The sequence below is a fragment of the Sphingomonas immobilis genome, assembly GCF_030580995.1.
Taxonomy (GTDB): domain Bacteria; phylum Pseudomonadota; class Alphaproteobacteria; order Sphingomonadales; family Sphingomonadaceae; genus Sphingomonas; species Sphingomonas immobilis.
Window position 1 is genome coordinate 122,358 of the sequence record NZ_JAUQSZ010000009.1, and the last position, 16,929, is coordinate 139,286.

General features: G+C 66.0%; 16 protein-coding genes. 11 read left to right on the forward strand and 5 right to left on the reverse strand.

The window, feature by feature from the left end; genetic code table 11:
* Positions 1–80: 80 nt before the first annotated feature.
* The 3 genes from Q5H94_RS13710 to Q5H94_RS13720 are packed head-to-tail and all read left to right on the forward strand — an operon-like array spanning position 81 to position 2,707.
* The gene (locus Q5H94_RS13710; protein ID WP_431312171.1) at positions 81–1,244 is read left to right on the forward strand and encodes an acyl-CoA dehydrogenase family protein; all 1,164 of its coding nucleotides are present in this window, start codon (positions 81–83) and stop codon (positions 1,242–1,244) included.
* Positions 1,244–2,362, forward strand: a complete 1,119-nt coding sequence (locus tag Q5H94_RS13715) for a CaiB/BaiF CoA transferase family protein (protein WP_304561846.1) — start codon at positions 1,244–1,246, stop codon at positions 2,360–2,362. Before Q5H94_RS13710 ends, Q5H94_RS13715 begins: the two co-directional genes overlap by 1 nt.
* A gap of 54 nt (positions 2,363–2,416) precedes the next feature.
* Complete coding sequence (locus Q5H94_RS13720) at positions 2,417–2,707, forward strand: DUF1330 domain-containing protein (RefSeq protein ID WP_304561847.1); 291 nt, start codon at positions 2,417–2,419, stop codon at positions 2,705–2,707.
* On the opposite strand, the gene Q5H94_RS13725 is transcribed toward Q5H94_RS13720, so the two are convergent.
* Positions 2,708–3,328, reverse strand: coding sequence for a glutathione S-transferase family protein (locus Q5H94_RS13725; RefSeq protein WP_304561848.1), 621 nt, complete (start codon positions 3,326–3,328; stop codon positions 2,708–2,710).
* 137 nt (positions 3,329–3,465) lie between these two features.
* On the opposite strand from Q5H94_RS13725, the gene Q5H94_RS13730 reads away from it, so the two are divergent.
* Together Q5H94_RS13730 and Q5H94_RS13735 are read left to right on the forward strand one after the other, a co-directional pair.
* On the forward strand, positions 3,466–4,944 hold the full coding sequence (locus Q5H94_RS13730; protein WP_304561849.1) for a flavin-containing monooxygenase: 1,479 nt from the start codon (positions 3,466–3,468) through the stop codon (positions 4,942–4,944).
* Positions 4,941–5,849 carry an alpha/beta hydrolase gene (locus Q5H94_RS13735; RefSeq protein WP_304561850.1) on the forward strand — a complete coding sequence of 303 codons (909 nt, stop codon included), beginning with the start codon at positions 4,941–4,943 and terminating at the stop codon, positions 5,847–5,849. Before Q5H94_RS13730 ends, Q5H94_RS13735 begins: the two co-directional genes overlap by 4 nt.
* Here the strand turns inward: Q5H94_RS13735 and Q5H94_RS13740 are convergent.
* Complete coding sequence (locus tag Q5H94_RS13740) at positions 5,824–6,447, reverse strand: isochorismatase family protein (protein WP_304561851.1); 624 nt, start codon at positions 6,445–6,447, stop codon at positions 5,824–5,826. The genes Q5H94_RS13735 and Q5H94_RS13740 overlap by 26 nt on opposite strands.
* 239 nt (positions 6,448–6,686) lie before the next feature.
* On the opposite strand from Q5H94_RS13740, the gene Q5H94_RS13745 reads away from it, so the two are divergent.
* From Q5H94_RS13745 to Q5H94_RS13755, 3 genes are all read left to right on the forward strand, one after another.
* Entirely contained in the window at positions 6,687–8,435 is a 1,749-nt protein-coding gene (locus Q5H94_RS13745) for a tannase/feruloyl esterase family alpha/beta hydrolase (protein ID WP_304561852.1), read from the forward strand.
* A 37-nt stretch (positions 8,436–8,472) separates the two neighbouring features.
* The gene (locus tag Q5H94_RS13750) at positions 8,473–8,922 is read left to right on the forward strand and encodes a hypothetical protein (protein WP_304561853.1); all 450 of its coding nucleotides are present in this window, start codon (positions 8,473–8,475) and stop codon (positions 8,920–8,922) included.
* Between the two features lie 180 nt (positions 8,923–9,102).
* Positions 9,103–10,404: an MFS transporter gene (locus Q5H94_RS13755; RefSeq protein ID WP_304561854.1), complete on the forward strand. Its 1,302-nt coding sequence runs from the start codon at positions 9,103–9,105 to the stop codon at positions 10,402–10,404.
* Between the two features lie 79 nt (positions 10,405–10,483).
* On the opposite strand, the gene Q5H94_RS13760 is transcribed toward Q5H94_RS13755, so the two are convergent.
* From Q5H94_RS13760 to Q5H94_RS13770, 3 genes are read right to left on the reverse strand one after another with little or no spacing between them, the layout of a single operon-like run.
* Complete coding sequence (locus tag Q5H94_RS13760; protein ID WP_304561855.1) at positions 10,484–11,263, reverse strand: DUF1838 family protein; 780 nt, start codon at positions 11,261–11,263, stop codon at positions 10,484–10,486.
* A 4-nt stretch (positions 11,264–11,267) separates the two neighbouring features.
* A complete protein-coding gene (locus Q5H94_RS13765; RefSeq protein ID WP_304561856.1) occupies positions 11,268–12,050 on the reverse strand; it encodes a maleate cis-trans isomerase family protein in 783 nt (260 codons plus the stop codon).
* Positions 12,047–13,249, reverse strand: coding sequence for an FAD-dependent oxidoreductase (locus tag Q5H94_RS13770; protein WP_304561857.1), 1,203 nt, complete (start codon positions 13,247–13,249; stop codon positions 12,047–12,049). Before Q5H94_RS13770 ends, Q5H94_RS13765 begins: the two co-directional genes overlap by 4 nt.
* Before the next feature lie 252 nt (positions 13,250–13,501).
* Here Q5H94_RS13770 and Q5H94_RS13775 point away from each other — a divergent pair, with 252 nt between their 5' ends.
* The 3 genes from Q5H94_RS13775 to Q5H94_RS13785 all read left to right on the forward strand — a co-directional run bounded on the left by Q5H94_RS13775 (position 13,502) and on the right by Q5H94_RS13785 (position 16,926).
* Positions 13,502–14,377 (forward strand): phytanoyl-CoA dioxygenase family protein, encoded by an 876-nt coding sequence (locus tag Q5H94_RS13775; RefSeq protein ID WP_304561858.1) that lies wholly within the window; start codon positions 13,502–13,504, stop codon positions 14,375–14,377.
* A 113-nt stretch (positions 14,378–14,490) separates the two neighbouring features.
* Positions 14,491–15,285: a helix-turn-helix domain-containing protein gene (locus Q5H94_RS13780; protein ID WP_304561859.1), complete on the forward strand. Its 795-nt coding sequence runs from the start codon at positions 14,491–14,493 to the stop codon at positions 15,283–15,285.
* Positions 15,286–15,423: 138 nt separating this feature from the next.
* Positions 15,424–16,926, forward strand: coding sequence for an aldehyde dehydrogenase (locus Q5H94_RS13785; protein ID WP_304561860.1), 1,503 nt, complete (start codon positions 15,424–15,426; stop codon positions 16,924–16,926).
* Positions 16,927–16,929: the final 3 nt, after the last annotated feature.

Below are 16,929 nucleotides of genomic sequence, written 5' to 3' on the forward strand. Positions count from 1 at the left end.
TCGGCATGACTCGTTGCCGTTACGGCGATGGACAGGACGCGACGCGCAGCGTCTGAGACACTATGAGTCAGGAGAACAGCGTGAACGATATCGAGGGTGAGAGCTTTCCGGAGATCCGTGAGGCCGTCCGCCGTCTTTGTGCCGGCTTTCCCGGCAGCTACTGGCAGGCGCTGGACCGCGAGCGCGCATATCCGACCGCATTCGTACAGGCGCTGACCGAGGCGGGCTTTCTCTCGGTGCTGATCCCGGAAGAATATGGCGGATCCGGGCTCGGCTTGCGCGCCGCGACCGCGATTCTCGAAGAGGTTCATCGTTCGGGCTGCAACGGCGGCGCATGCCATGCGCAGATGTACACGATGGGCACTGTACTGAAGCACGGATCGGCGGCGCAGAAGGAGAAATACCTGCCCCAGGTCGCCAGCGGCGCGCTGAGGCTCCAGGCGTTCGGCGTGACCGAGCCGACCAGCGGCACCGACACCACCCGAATCCGCACGTTCGCGCGGCGTGACGGCGACGACTACGTGATCAACGGCCAGAAGATCTGGATCAGCCGCGCCGAGCATAGCGACCTGATGGTGCTGCTGGTTCGCACCACCGCGCGCGAGGATTGCGCCAAATCGTCCGACGGGATCAGCGTGCTGCTCGTCGATATGCGCGCCGCGGCCGGCAACGGCCTGACGATCCGGCCGATCCGCACGATGCTCAACCATGCGACGACCGAGCTGTTCTTCGACGATCTGCGCGTGCCGGCGGAAAATCTCATCGGCGAAGAGGGCAAGGGCTTCCGTTATATCCTCTCGGGCATGAATGCCGAACGCATCCTGATCGCCAGCGAATGTATCGGCGACGGGCGCTTCTTCATCGACCGGGCGAGCGCCTATGCCAAGGAACGCAATGTCTTCGGCCGTGCGATCGGCGAGAATCAGGGTATCCAGTTCCCGATCGCGCGCGCGCACGTGCAATTGTCCGCCGCCGCGCTGATGGTCGATCGCGCCGCCGCGATGTACGAGGCGGAGCAACCCTGCGGCACGGAGGCGAACATGGCGAAGATGCTGGCATCCGAGGCAAGCTGGTACGCCGCCGATATGTGTGTGCAGACGCACGGCGGCTTCGGTTTCGCCGAGGAATATGACATCGAGCGCAAGTTCCGCGAGACGCGGCTCTATCAGGTCGCGCCGATCTCGACCAACCTGATCCTCAGCCATGTCGCAACGCACGCGCTTGGCCTGCCGAAGAGCTTTTGATGGCCGCTCTGGACGGATTGCTGGTGGTGGCGCTGGAACAGGCAGTCGCAGCGCCGCTCTGCACCGCACGCCTGGCGGAGGCCGGTGCGCGCGTCATCAAGATCGAACGCGCAGAAGGCGATTTCGCGCGCGGTTACGATTCGGTCGCGCACGGCGAGAGTGCCTATTTCGCCTGGCTGAACCGCGGCAAGGAATCGCTCGTCCTCGATATCAAGCAGGCCGGTGATGCGGCCCTGCTGGACCGTCTGCTGGCCCGCGCCGACGTGTTCGTGCAGAATCTGGCGCCCGGCGCCACCGCGCGAGCAGGCATAGGGTCTGCGGCGTTGCGCGAACGCCATCCCCGGCTCATCACGGTCGATATTTCGGGCTATGGTGAAATCGGTCCTGCCGCGGCGATGAAGGCCTATGATTTCCTCATCCAGTGCGAAGCGGGGCTTGCGGCCATTACCGGATCACCCGAGGCGCCGGGCCGCGTCGGCGTGTCGGTGGCGGATATCGGATGCGGGATGAACGCCCATGCCGCGGTGCTCCAGGCGCTGTTCGAGCGCGAGCGGACCGGGCGTGGCCGCGGGATCGCCGTCTCCTTGTTCGATACGCTGGCCGACTGGATGACGGTGCCGCTGCTCCACCATGATTATGGCGGCCGCGCGCCGGCCCGCGCCGGGCTCGCGCACCCGTCGATCGCTCCTTATGGGGCCTTTCCGACCAACGACGGTCCCCAGATCGTGATCGCGATCCAGAACGAGCGCGAATGGGCGGTGCTGTGCGAGCGCGTGCTGGACAATCCCGGACTTGCCGCGGACGCGCGCTTCAACGGAAACAGCCAGCGTTGTGCGCATCGCGAGGCGCTCGATACGCTGATCGCCGCGACATTCGCGCAACGGTCGCATGCCGATCTGGTCGCCGTGCTTACGACAGCCAACATCGCGTTTGCATCGGTCAACGAAGTTGCCGATCTGTCGCGGCATCCGCAATTGCGCCGCATCGAGGCGGACAGCCCGACGGGCGCGGTGTCGCTGCCTGCCTCGCCCGTGCAGTGGGACGGCGCAGCACCGGGCACCGGCGCGATTCCGGCGATCGACGCGCACGGATCCGCCATTCGCGCGGAATTCGCATGATCCACCGGCCGTCGCGACGATCGCGACGGCGACCTTCCAACACAAGGAGCCACCATGCCCGCTTATGTCATCTTCACGCGCGAAAGCACCATCGATCAGTCCGAACTCGATATCTATGCGTCGATGGTGCCGGCCGCCCGCGTCGGCCACGAGATGACGGCGCGGGTTCGCTACGGCGCGTTCGAAATGCTTGAAGGCGATCCGATAGAGGGCTGCGTCGTTATCGAATTTCCCACGATGGACGCCGCACGCAACTGGTATCACAGCCCAGCCTATCAGGAAGCCGCGCAGCATCGCTTCGCCGGCTCGCGCTACCGCGCCTTCCTGATACAGGGCGTCGAGTAACTAGCCGCGCGGGATCGCGTCGATCTTGCGGCGGGCGGCGCGATCGTAGCATCGCGCGATCCACGCATCGAGCCGCGGCCAAGCCGACAAGTCGACCTTCATCGCGTTGCGAAACAGTGCGAGCGGCGCGGCGAGGTTGATATCGGCGACGGTGAAATCCCCGAGCAGATAGTCGTGCCCCGCCAGGGCCGTGTCCAGCAACGCGAACAGCGGCTGCACCGCCGTCAGCTTCGCATCGATCGCGGCCGGATCGCGCTCGGACGCGGGCGTCAGCACCAGCAGCTTGAACAGCGGCAGGATGTGCGGCTCCATCTCGGTTGCGAGCCACATCGTCCATTGCAGCACACGCGCCTGGCGCGCGGGTTCGGCCGGCCACAGCGATCCCGTTCCGTAGGTCTGCGCCATATACAGGTTCATCGCGAGCGATTCGCTCATCACGACGTCGCCGTCCGTCAGTGCCGGAAGCTTTCCCGATGGGTTGATCGCCAGATAGGCCGGATCGCGCGTGCTGCCGTCCTTGGTGGAGAGCGGTTTCCAGTCGTAGACGACGCCCAGTTCCTCGGCCGCCCACAGGCAACGCGACGCGCGCGTGTTAATCGAACCGTAGATCGTCAACGTCATGGCAGTCTCCGCTTGGGCGAGAGCCATGCATCGGGCGGGACCACGGTACGAGCTACCGCGTGACATACGACGTCCACATATCGAACGCATGCCGCTACGCGGAGGGCGAAAGCTGCGCGCCCGGATACGGTCGCGTCATGGAAAAACGTACTCCAGGCGCCCCATATGATGTCCTGATACTTGGTGCCGGACTGGGCGGGATCGGCATGGCGTCGCGCCTCAAGGCCGCCGGCATCGGCAATTTCGTGGTGATCGAGAAAGCCGATAGCCCCGGCGGAACGTGGCGCGACAACATTTATCCCGGGGCCGCCTGCGACACCGAATCCCACCTCTATTGCTACAGTTTCAGCCTGCATCTCGGCGTCAGCCGCCTGTACGCGCGCCAGCCGGAACTGCTCGGTTACGCCCGCCGGTTGGTCGAGGAACATGACCTCGCGCCGCACATCCGCTACAACGCGGAGATCGTCTCGGCGGAGTGGGACGACGATGCGGGCCAGTGGAGGATCGGTCTCGCCTCGGGCGAAGAGCTGCGGGCCCGCAGCTTCGTACCGGCCTGGGGCCAGCTCAACCGCCCGGCGCTGCCGGAAATCCCCGGACGCGACGATTTCGCCGGCCAGGCGTTCCATTCGGCGCGCTGGCCGGATGCGCTCGACCTGACGGGCAGGCGCGTCGCCAGCATCGGCAACGCCGCCAGCGCGATCCAGTACATCCCCGAAGTTGCAGGGACTGCAGCCGCGCTGACCGTTTTCCAGCGCAGCCCCAACTGGATCGTGCCGCGCGGCGATCGCCCTTATGACGCGACCGAGCTGGCGGCTTATCAGGCCGACCCGGATCGGTTCCGCACGAGCCAGGCCGAACTGTTCGCCTGGCGGGAGACGACCTTCCTGCGGATGCGTGAGGGCAGCGACGAGGCGCAGGAGATCGAACGCCAGGCGCGCGCGCATCTGGAGGCGCAGGTGCCCGACGCGGCGCTCCGCGCGAAACTGACGCCGGACTTTCCGCTCGGGTGCAAGCGCGTGCTGCGCTCCGACGACTATTTCCCGGCGCTGATGCGCGACACCGTCGCCCTGGTGACGGACCCGATTGCGCGGATCGTGCCCGAGGGCATCGTGACCACCGATGGAACGCTGCACCCCGCCGACGTCCTGATCTTCGGCACCGGATTCGAGACGCAGTCCTTCCAGGGGCCGGTGGAGGTTCGTGGTATCGGCGGACGCAGCCTGCGCGACGATTGGGCCGGCGGTGCGCGCGCCTATCTCGGCCTCACCGCGCCGCATTTCCCCAATATGTTCCTGATCTACGGCCCCAACACCAATCTGGGCCACAATTCGATCCTGTCGATGTTCGAGATCCAGTTCGACTATATCGTCGCGGCGGCACGGACCTTGATCGATACGCCTGCCCTCTCGCTCGACGTGCGCTCGGCGGTGGCGGAGCAGTTCGATGTCGGCTTGCAGGCCGAAATGTCGGGGTCGGCATGGGCCGGCAGTTGCACGAGCTGGTACAAGAATGCGGCCGGGCGGGTGGTCAACAACTGGTCCGGCCCGGTCGAGGCGTATCGCGCCGCCGCCCGTTTCGAGCCGGGCGATTACATCCACCGTTTCGCAAAGGCATGAAGGCCGGGCCGCTCGATCCGCAAGCGGCAGCGCTTTTCGCCGCCGGTGCCGCCGCAGGGCGCCAACCCGTCGAAGCCCTGAGCGTCGCCGACGCGCGGGCCGGCTACGCCGCCGGCCGCGACACCGTGCAGCTTTCGCGTATCGCGGTCGCGCAGGTCGAGGACATCACGCTCGGCGGCCGGCCGGCGCGGCGCTACCGTCCGAATGCGCCCGAGCCTGGCACGATCCTGTTCCTCCACGGTGGCGGATGGGTGATCGGCGACCTTGAAACACACGACGGGATTTGCCGCCATCTCGCGGTTGCCGCACGTGTCGAGGTGATCGCGCTGGACTATCGACTGGCGCCAGAACACCGCTTCCCCGCCGCCTTCGACGACGCGCTCGCGGCGGCGCTCGCCATCGGGGAGACGGCGGGACGCTTTGCGATTGCGGGCGACAGCGCCGGCGCGGCGCTGGCGATGGCCGGCGCGGTCGCCCTGCGCGATCGCGGGGCGCGGCTGCCCGCGGCACTCGCGCTCTTCTATCCGGTTGCCGACATTGCCGCCGAAGCCGCGTCCTACGCCGAGGTCACGGGCGTCCCGCTTACGGCGGCGACCATGCGCTGGTTCTGGAATCACTATGCGCCGGTGATGGCCGACCGCCAGCACTGGTCGGCGTCGCCGCTGCGTGCGGAGTCCTTGGCGGGCCTGCCGCCGGTATTCGTCACGATCGCCGGGCATGATCCGCTTCGCGATGAAGGTCTGGCGTTGGCCGACCGGCTGGCGCGAGAGGGCGTCACGGTCGAGCGGCGGCACCTGCCCGGGCAGGCGCACGGCTATCTGACGCTGGGGCGGGTGATCGACGAGGCGGGCCTGTCGCTGACCGCCGCCGGTGCCTTCCTCAACCGGCAGCTTGCAGCAGCCTGATCGCTTCGTCCTCGCCGATCACCTCGGCATATTTCGCCTGCAGATCGAACAGGCTCGCCTCATGCGGCCCGGCGGCACGATCCCCGCAGGCTTCGCGCACGACGAACGGCGCGAAACCATGCTGCAGGGCATCGAGCGCGCTGGCGCGCACGCAACCCGATGTCGAAAATCCGGTCAGCATCACGGTATCGATGCCCATCGCGTGGAGTGTCGAGGCCAGCGCGGTGCCGAAAAAGGCGGAGGCATATTGTTTCGAAACGACGATTTCACTCGGCAGGGGCTGAAGCGTCGGTGGAAACGCGCCCAGCGGTGAGCCCGCATGATATGCCTGCAGCGCCGGCACCTTGCGATAGAACATCCCGCCGTCGAGCCCGCTCGCGTGGTAGACGACATTGGTGAACAGCGCCGGCACACCGGCCGCCCGCGCCGCGGCGAGAAGGCGCTGGTTGGCGGCGAGCGCATCCTCGACCCCGGCATAGAGCGGCGATGCCGGATCGAGATACGCCATCACCACGTCGACGATCACCAGGGCCGGGCGCTTTCCGAAAGGCAACGCTCCGTTGAAACCGGCGCGCGCATAATCGTCTTCCAGGTCCATTCCGCCAACTCCAAGCCAAGGCGCGGGAATATTCCTGCTATCGGTGGCCGGCGAACCGGGCGACACGCCAATGCCCACTATGCGAACGCATTCTGCCCGAACCCGAGCCGGGACAGAGCGATCGACCGCATACTGGTCGGTAGAAAACGGTCATTCAGACAAGCGCTACATCGCCGATAGCTTTTGCAGTGCAACGAAAATTTACGGTCTTGGCGATTTTGGGAAAAGGGGGAACGGCAATGTTTCGCATCCTGGCATGGGCCATGACGGCGCTGGCAGCGCTCGTCAGTCAAACGGCATACGCGCAAGCGCGTGCGGACGGCCCCGGCAATGCGGCGACCGCGACCGCGATCAGCCAGGCGGCGGATGCCTGCCGCAGCCTCGAAGGCGGCCGCTTCACCCAGATGCCGAGCGCGCCGACCTGGGTCGTCAAGGCGACCTTCAACGCCGCCAAGGACGGACGCGCCGCCTTTTGCGCGATCGAAGGCTATGTGAACCCGACGGTGAATTTCGGCCTGTACCTGCCGGTCGGCAACTGGAACGGCCGCTTCCTGATGCGCGGATGCGGCGGCAGCTGCGGCTCGGTCCAGACCGAACTGGCCTGCGGCGATCACCAGCGCGCGGGTTATGCCTGCGTGTTCACCGACATGGGCCACCGCTCGACGCTCAGCGACAATAACTGGACCGCGAACAACCTGCAGGGGCTGGTCGATTTCGGGTATCGCTCGACTCACGTCACGGTGTTGGCGGGCAAGGCGATCGCCAAGGCGTTTTACGCCAGCGACCCGATGAAATCCTATTATTTCGCCTGCTCGACCGGCGGACGCCAGGGCATGGTCGAGGTCCAGCGTTTCCCCGAGGATTTCGACGGCGTTGTCGCGATGGCACCCGCGAGCATGGGTCCGTACGGAAGTGGCGGCCTGGCCGGCATTACCGCCCTGATGAACCTCAACCGCGACGCCGCCGGCAACCAGATCCTTCCCAACCGCAAGGCGCTGCTCGTCCATCGCGCCGTCGTGAAAGACTGCGATTTGAACGACGGGGTCAAAGACGGCCTGATCGGCGATCCGCGCCGGTGCGGCTTCAAACCCGAAGACCTGCGCTGCAAGACGACCGACACCAGCAACTGCCTGACCGACGCGCAAGTCGGCGTGGTCAACGCCTTCTACGCCCGGCGCGGCGCGTCGAAGGGGTCGGAGTTCAACTGGATCGGCGCATTCATCGCCAACGCCCGTCTGCCCGGCGAACCGGCTGCGGCGCTGCCCGATCTGGCGCAGGGGCGCGGCGATCCCGCCATCGTCGATTCGCTCAACAACCCCAGCTACCCCGATCTTCGCCCGTTCGAGGCGCATGGCGGCAAGCTCATCATGGTACACGGTTGGGACGACCCCTCGGTGATGCCGCCGCCCACGATCGACTATTACGAGACGATGACCCGCACGATGGGCGGCCCCGTGCCGACGCGCCAATTCGCGCGGCTGTTCATGATCCCCGGCATGGATCACTGCTCCGGCGGATCGGGCGCCTACGCGATCGACTATATGACGGCGATCACCGACTGGGTCGAGCATGACAAGGCGCCCGATGCGCTCAAGGGTATCCATCCGAAGCCCGGCGCACCGCTTGATTTCTTCAGTGTCCGGCTCCCGCAGCTCGATCCGAAATGGATTGCCTTCAGCCGCACGCACCCTGCCTATCCGGCGACCGGAAAGGGCGGCGACGTGCCGCCGGTCGTACCGGCCGGTTCGCTCTCGCAAGAGCTCGGCGATGCCGTCGAACGGGCGGACCGCGAAGCCACCGCGGCCTTCTTCCCGCGGCGCAACGTGATGAACGCGATCTCGCAAGCGATGTGGCAGACCTTCTACCACCACGACGCGACGCTCGCCGAGCAGGAGGCGGCGCTCGCCACCGTCAAGGCATCACGCCCGCTGACCCCCGTCGCCACCGAGGCGGTCGAACGGATGAAGGCCGAACTCGCGCTAAACTAGGCTGCTCCTGCCGCCACCCTTTCGACAAGGAAACAGCATGTTCATCTCTCTCTTGGCCACCGCGGCCGCCGTCGCCTGCCCTGCCCCGCACGCCTTTGCGAACACCGCGCCCGACGAACTCAAGGGCTATCGCATCGTCGTTGCGGCAGACGGCAATTCCGCCGTCGAGGCGGCGACGCTGCCGGCCAAACATTATCCCTTCCCCGGTAGCGACAAGGTGATGTCGGTGATCGACCTCGCGCCGTCTCCCGCCAAGGCGGCAAAGCTCGTCATCGGTGCGGCCGATCTCGTCATTCCCGCCAAGGCATCCCCGTCCAAGGAGATGATCCTGGTGATCGAGGGATCGTCGCGCATCGAAACGCCGCATGGCACCGCCGACCTGTCGCCCGGCATGTTCGTGATCTTCGAGGATATCGGCGCCAAGATCGGGCATGGCGGCAGGATCGGCCCGTGCGGCTATGTCGGCCTCGCCATGTCCCCGCCGTGACGGCGCGCGCGGCTGACCCGCGACGCATAGGCGCATGACCTTTGAGCCAGTTCCGTCACGCCGGCGCTCTGCTAGCCTGTCACATCAATGACATCATCCGGCGATGATGTCTTGTTCCCTCGAAAAGGTGCCCGGAAGATGGACGCATCATTGCAGCAAAGGCGCCTAGGCCCGATCCTCTTGGCCCCGGGCATTACACGCGCCCAGATCTTCATCTTCTTCTTCGTGATCTGCACCGCGAGCATCTCCGAACGCTTCGTCGGGCTGTTGCAGCCCTTGTTCCTTACCCAGCAGCTCCACATCCCGACCGCGCATCAGGGCGAACTGACCGGCCTGCTGGAAAGCGCGAAACAGACGGCGATCCTGCTGCTGATCGGCGTCGCCGGCGCACTCGCCGACCGGATCGGGCGGCGTACGGTGCTGATGATAGCGGTGCTGGGCTTCGGACTATGCTTCCTGGTCTATCCGTTCGTTGCCGCGGTGTGGGCGCTGTTCATCATCCGCTTCATCTGGGGCGGTGCCTTCGCCTGCTGGACGGCGGGTGCCGCGACCAAGATGATGGATTATCCCGACAATGCCTCTCGCGGGAAATTCATCAGCCTGATGTTTGTCGTGCAGATCGGCTTCGGCGCGATCTTCCTCGCCTTTGTCGGATCGAAACTGCTCGGCTGGTTCAAGGCATGGGGCTTCGACGCCGACGAGACGGTGCGCTACGGCTTCTGGTCGATGGCGGCGATCGCGTTGTCGGGCGCGCTGGTCGCCTATCTGTTCCTGCAACGCGATGCCGTGGTGCCCGAAGGTGGACGCAAGCCCGGCTTCGTCGCCGGCTTCAAGGCGCTGTTCGGCAGCATCGGCGAAGTGTTCGCCCACGCTCGCACCAATCCGCGCTTCGCGCTTACCTTGCTGATCGGCCTGGTCATCCGCACCGATACGGTGGTGATCTATGCGTTCCTGACGCTCTGGGTCGTCAGTGCGGCGCGCCAGGCCGGTATCGATGCGGTGGCCGCCACGGCGACCGCAGGCACGTTGCTCGCCATCCTCAGCGCCGCGCAGTTCATCACCCCGCCGATCTTCGGCTATCTCGCCGATCGCTTCAACCGCGTCGGTTTGCTGTTGTTCGCGCTGTTGCTGACGACCATCGCCTTCCTGTCGTTCGGGCTGGTACACGATGTGTTCGGCACGATGATGATCGTGGCGGTCGTTTTGGTCGGGCTGGCGGAGGGCGCGCAGATCATCGCCGCGCAGTCGCTGTTCGGGCAGGAAGCGCCGGATCACATCCGCGGCGCGGCGACCGGGGTGTTCACCTTTCTCGGCAATATCAGCGTGCTGATCATCAACGTGCTGGGCGGCTATCTGTTCGACAAGGTCGATTTCCGCGCTCCGTTCCTGATGGAGGGCGTGCTCCACCTCGTGTTCTTCATCCTGGCGGTGGTGATCGCAGGCTATCAGGTCCGTCAGGCCCGCTCGCCGTCCGCCGCCTGATCCGGCACCCCCCGAACAGAAAAGGCGCCCCATCCGGCCGGATGGGGCGCCTTTTTTGCGCGCAGGCTCGTGAATCAGATCATTCCCACACGGGCTTGATCACGTCACCGGCAAAGCGGTTGGGAAAGATCTGCTTGAAACGCTGCCAGGCCCCCGGATTCAGGATCGCGTCGGCCGGCGCCTTCGCCATCGTTCCACGCACGATCGCCTTGCCACCGCGGGCGGTCTCCTCGTCGAGACCGAGCCATGCCGGCGGCGAGGCGAGTTCGAACGTGTAGGCACCCTTGCCCTCCGGCGAGACCTGCGCCGCATCGTCGAGGTCGGCACGCCGGCCGTACATGGTCAGCACGGTGCGCGCGGGAGCTGCGTCGATCGAATCGGGATCGGGCAGGGAACCGTCGGGCAACGGGAATCCGCGACGCTTGACCTCCTCCTGGTCGATCCGCAGCATGCCGTCCTGCTCGGTCAGCGTCACTGCGAGCCGATCGACCTTGGCGGCGTGCTGCACCAGCGTGACGTCGACGCCGGTGTCGGTCGCGGTGACGGTGTAGGTCGCCGGGCCTTCTTCGAAACTGCGCGGCGCCTTCACGGTCCTGCCGGTGATCGGGTTGAGCCACTGGTCGATGATCTCGCCCGTCACCGGATCGCGGAAATAGCCGATCTCCCACCATTTGATCGTACAGGAATCCTCTGACAGCGTGGCGGTGCGATAGAGCATGATCGTCTCCGCCTGCACCACCGCCTGCTCCGGCCGGCCCGGCAGCTGCAGATAGACCTGGCCGAAATACCACCAGGCGACGTCTTCGTCCCGGGTCGAGGTGAACAGCTTGCGAAAGTCGCGATAGGGTTGAGGTGCCATTCGATCAGAACTCCGACATGAGACGGCCGAAGCCGTCGAATTGATCCAAGAATCCGTTGGCCCGCAATGCGTGCCAATAGGTGGCGGTGTTGATCGCGACGACGGGCTTGCCGAGCCACTTCTCCGCCTCGGCGGCGAGGCGGACCATCGACAGATTGGTGCCCACCTGCGCGATCGCGTCGATATCCGGGCCGTCGAGCGCTTTCAGCGCCTCGATCAGCGTCGCCTCGCTCACACGCGCGATGTTGGTCCAGCTCGTGCAGCGCAGCGGTATGTCGCGGACCACCTCCAGCCCGTAATCGCCCATGAAGCGCTTCACATTGGCATTGGCGGTCTCATAGTAAGGCGACAGCACCGCGATCCGCCGGGCACCCATCGCCTGCAGCGCCTGCGCCGTGGCGATCGATCCGACACTGATATCGAGCCCGGTGATCGCGTTGACGTCGCGAATGAACGCATCGCACCCGTCGCGTCCGCCGACAAAGCTGATCGCCGACACGCCGAGCACGAGATAATCGGGCCGGCACGTCACCGCGGTGCGCAGCGCCTCGGCCATCCCGGCGGAAATCTTGGCGGCCCCGTCCTGAAACGCGGCGTCGGACAGCGCGGCGGGATCTTCGACATAGATGTCGCGGTAGGCGTTGGTCACGCCGCGGGGGCGGAACAGCTCCATGTCGGGCTGCACGATCGTGTTGGTCGACGGTCCGATCACCGCGAAGACGCGGCGGTGGCCGAGCGCATCGGGATCGTCGCGCAACGAGGGCGGGTTGAGGCTATAGTCTCTCACTGGATCGCCGCCGCCTGTTCCAGGCTGGTGAACATCGCCTGGCTCAGCAGGAATGCGCGCCTTGCCTCGCGGTCCTTCGACAAATCCGCCATCTTTTCCCGGCGCTGGTCGCGTGCGGCCCCCCAGCCGCTCCGCATCATCGCCATGTTCGCGATCGACTGCGCCTGGATGAAATCGTGCGTCATCTGCCGGCGCTGCCGGTCGAACAGCTCGACGAGCCGGGCGTCGCCGCCCTCGCGCAGGATCGCGACCAGCTTCTGACCCAGATTGATCCCGTCGTGGATGCCGCTGTTCATGCCGAAGCCGCCCATCGGGCTGTTGAGATGCGCGGCGTCGCCGACCAGCGCCACCCGCCCGGCAACGAAACGATCGGCGACGCGCTGATGCAGCCGGTAGATCGTGCGGTGATGCGTCGTGACCGGTGCGTCATGGCCAAGGATACGCCGGAACACCGCGTCCTTGCGCGTATCCGACAGCAATGTCTGATCATCCTCGTCCTCGCGGACAGGCAACATCACGCGCCAGACCGAGGGCACACGGAGCAGCACCAGCCATTCGTCCGGGTCGGAGACGTAGTTGACGTGGCACAGCCCGTCGAACGCCTCCTCGATCGGATATTGCGTCGACAGGCAGAGATATTTCTCGCCGTAGGTAAATCCGTCGAAGCCGAGCGCCATCAGCTTGCGAACCAGGCTGCCCGCGCCATCCGCGCCGATCACGTAGCGCGCGCGGTAGCATTCGACGTCACGCGACGTCTCCACATACGCGCTGACGCCGCCGTCGTGCTCGCCCAGCCAGATCAGCCGCTGGCCATAGCGCAACTGGACGCTGGCTTCCCCGCCGAGCTGATCGACGACATCTTCGGCGAGCTTGTGCTGTTCGCACTGCACCCGGAACGGAAAGCGCGTGCGATCCGCGAGCTCGCTCATGTCGAACGAGAAGGTTTCGCCCGATTGCCGGTCGCGAAACTGGTATTCGGGCGCGCGCAAGCCGTAATTGAGCACGACATTCGCGGCGCCGAGCGCGTCGAGCATCTCGATGGTGGGCGCGTGGACGGTCGATGCGCGCAGATCGCTGGCCGGCGCCGGCAGCGCCTCGATCCCGGCGACGGTGATGCCGTGCCGCGCCAGATAGAGCGCCGTCGTCGCGCCAACCGGCCCCAATCCGACGACCAGCACCTCAACGTCGTGGGTTATCACGCAAGCGGCTCCCTTCGAACCAGATCGTCGCGCCAGACCGGTGGGATCGTCACCGCGGCAGGATCACCGGGAGGATATGATGTTTGGAAGGGCGCTGAACGGCGGATGCACCGGCGTCCACTAAGTGGACGCATGGCACCGGATCACGCTGCGCAGACGTTTGCGTTCGATATGTGAACGGGGTGGGGATCACCGGCGACTGGGTGCGGGCCGCGGGTTTACCAGCGTCCCGACATCAGCGGAGATGACATGATGACCCAGCGATTTACCACTGCGGAGCTCGCCGAGATGCGGGCCTTCTATGAGAAGCATGGCGCGCTCCACATCCCTGGCCTGATCGATCCGGCCAAGGCGCAGGAGATCCTCGACTTCGCCGATCAGATGGCGGCGCAGGCGGACGAGCCGATACCGGCAGGCTCGCCGGTGTCCTATGGCCGCGGTGTCGGCCGCATGACGATCCGCTATCTGTGGAAGGACAAGCCGCTCATCAACGAGTTCCTGCTCGACGGCGATCTCGGCCGTACCGTCGCCGGCATCATCGGCGCCAAGCAATTGCGGTTCTGGTTCGATCTGACGTTCATGCACAATGGCGCCAACGACGGCGGTGCGGGCGAAGGCACCGCCTGGCATCATGACATCGCCGCCTTCGGCTTCAAGGGCGACCAATTGCCATCGCTGTGGATGGCTCTGACCAGCGCGACCCTCGACAACAGCCGCCTCGAATTCATCGACGGCAGCCACAAGACGGTTCCAGGCTATTACCGCCCGCCGACCACCAACCCGACGGCTTGGGACGGCTATCTGGAAATCCCGGATTTCGACGCGAAGCTCGCCAGCGGCGAGGAGAAGATTCTCGGCTGGGATTGTGCGCCGGGAGACGCGCTGCTCATCCACCCATACACGATTCACGGCGCGCGCGGGAATGCGGGCGGCAAGACCGGCGGACGCCGCGTCGCGATCACGACGCGGTGGCTCGGCGACGACGTGCGCTGGCTTCCCACGAACGGCCAGTCGCCGACGTTGCCGGGGCTGAAGGAATCGAACCTCGCCGTCGGTGGCCGTCCCGACGGCGAGTGGTTCCCGCTCGTGCATGACGAAACCGCGCCGGCACTTTCCGCCGCCGCCTGACCGGCCCACCCGGCAACATCCGCCGCCGCGCCGACGCGGCGCGGCGGCGGATGCTTGACACGGTTCGGGTCGATGCGATTACCGTCAAGGATGGAACGCGACGAGTGGCAGCCTTGAGCGGCGAATTGCAGACGTTGAAACGGGGGCTGGAGGCGCTCGCTTTCATCAACCGCAATGGCCCGACCAATCTCGCGACACTGACGCGGCATCTCGAACTCCCGCGCCCCAACACCTATCGCCTGCTGCAGACGCTCGTCGCGGAAGGTTATTGCGCGCGCATCCCGCATTCGCGTTTCTATGTCGTCGCGCCGCGCGTGCATCGGCTGTCGCACGGCCTGCAACGCGACGAGATGCTGACGACCGTCGCGCTGCCGATCGTCGAGGCGCTGGGCAAGGAGATCGAATGGCCGGTCGGCCTTGCCACGCCAGACGGCAGCGAGATGGTCGTCCGCCTCGCGACGGACATCTCGACCCCGCTTGCACTCATCAAGGCGCGGCCGGGGCTGCGTTCGCCGATGCTGATGACGACCACCGGCATCCTGTATCTGGCATCGCTGCCCGCCGATGCGCGCAAGGATCTGCTCGACGCCATGCAGGTCTCCGGCGTGATGGACCGGGTGTATTCGAGCCGAATGTTGCTCGATCTCGACCTCGAAAGCGCGCGCGACAACGGCTATCTCGTGAAGGATGCCCAGTTTGCGGAGGGCAGCATGGGCGTGCCGATCCTGGTCGAAGGACGTTTCGTCGGCGGCCTGATGATGAAATATATCCGCGCCGGGATGCCGCGGCAGCAAGCGATCGATGCTTTCCTGCCCAAGCTCCGGCGAACCGCGGAGGCCATCGCGGCGCGGTTCGCGGCGACGGCCGACTGGGTCAGCACGATGCGCACCGACGACATGCCGGACTGACCGGTCGAGCGTCCACTATGCGGCCATGCCGGCGCGATGATTTGCCGCGGGCCGCACCACGGCACATTTTCGCTGGCAATACCGCGATGCGGACGCACGTCAGCGCCGCCGTGTGACCTCCCGGCCAAGGACATCACCGTGAACATTGCCACTCGCCTCGCGCCCGACCGCCGCCTCGTCACCAGCTTCATCGACGGTGCGGCCGCCGCCACCGGTCCGGGCACGTTGATCGAGGTGATCGACCCGGCGACCGAACAGGTCGTCGGCGAATTGCGCGAGGCGGATGCCGGCGAAGTCGGCCAGGCGGTTGCCGCCGCGCGCCGCGCCTTCGATACCGGCCCCTGGCCCCGCATGTCGAGCGACGAGCGCAAGGCGATCCTGTACCGCATTCGCGACGTCATTCTCCAGCATCGCGACGAGCTGCTCGCGCTCGAGGTGATGAACACCGGGCTGCCGGTCGCGTCGGTCGCCTGGCAGGTCAGCCGCGCCGCCGCGAATTTCGAGATGTTCGCCGATGTCGCCTCGACCCTCGCGGGGCAGACCTTCACGCAGGATCCGCGCTACCTCACCTACGTCACACGCGAACCGAAGGGCGTCGCGGCGCTGATCGCGCCCTGGAACGCGCCGCTCGCACTCGCCTCGATGCGCATCGCGACGTGCATCGCATTCGGCAATACCTGCGTCCTGAAGCCGAGCGAATACACGCCGCATTCGATCCTGCGGATGGTCGAGCTGTGCCATGTCGCCGGGCTGCCGAACGGCGTGCTCAACCTCGTCAACGGCCGCGGGCATGTGACGGGCGAAAGCCTCGTCTCGCATCCCGGCATCGACATGGTCGGGTTCACCGGCGGCTCCGAGACCGGCCGGTCGATCATGGCCGCCGCGGGCCGCAACCTGAAGCCCTGCATCCTCGAACTCGGCGGCAAATCCGCCAGTATCGTCTTCGATTCGGCCGATCTCGACCAGGCGATCGACGGGACGCTGATGGGCATCTTCTCGAACAACGGGCAGCAATGCCTCGCCGGTTCGCGCATCCTGATCCAGCGCAGCGTCGCGGATCGCTATATCGACGCCTTCACCAGGCGGGCGCGGGCGATCAGGATCGGCAATCCCCTCGATCCGAATACCGAAATGGGCCCGCTCGCATTCCGCCGCCATATGGAACGGGTGCTGTCGTTCGCCGACATCGCGCGCGCCGAGGGCGGAGAAATCCTGACCGGCGGCAAGCGCGCGGAGGGCTTCGACGCGGGCTATTATGTCGAGCCGACCATCGTGCTCGCCAAGGACAATGAAGCGCGCGTCTGCCAGGAGGAGATTTTCGGGCCCTTCGCCTCGCTCGTTCTGTTCGACGATCCGGAGGAGGCGGTGGCGATCGCAAATGCCTCGGCGTTCGGGCTGGTGTCCTACGTCTGGTCGAACGACCTTGCCGTGACGATGAAGGCCAGCCGCGACATCCGCGCCGGGACGATCTGGGTCAACACGCCGATGATGCGCGAATTGCGCGCGCCGTTCGGCGGCTACAAGGAAAGCGGCATCGGCCGCGACGGCATGTCCAGCAGCGCGGACTTCTTCACCGAGCTCAAGACCACCAGCATTCCCTATGGCCGGATCGCGATACCGCGGATCGGCCTCGGCGGCTGATCG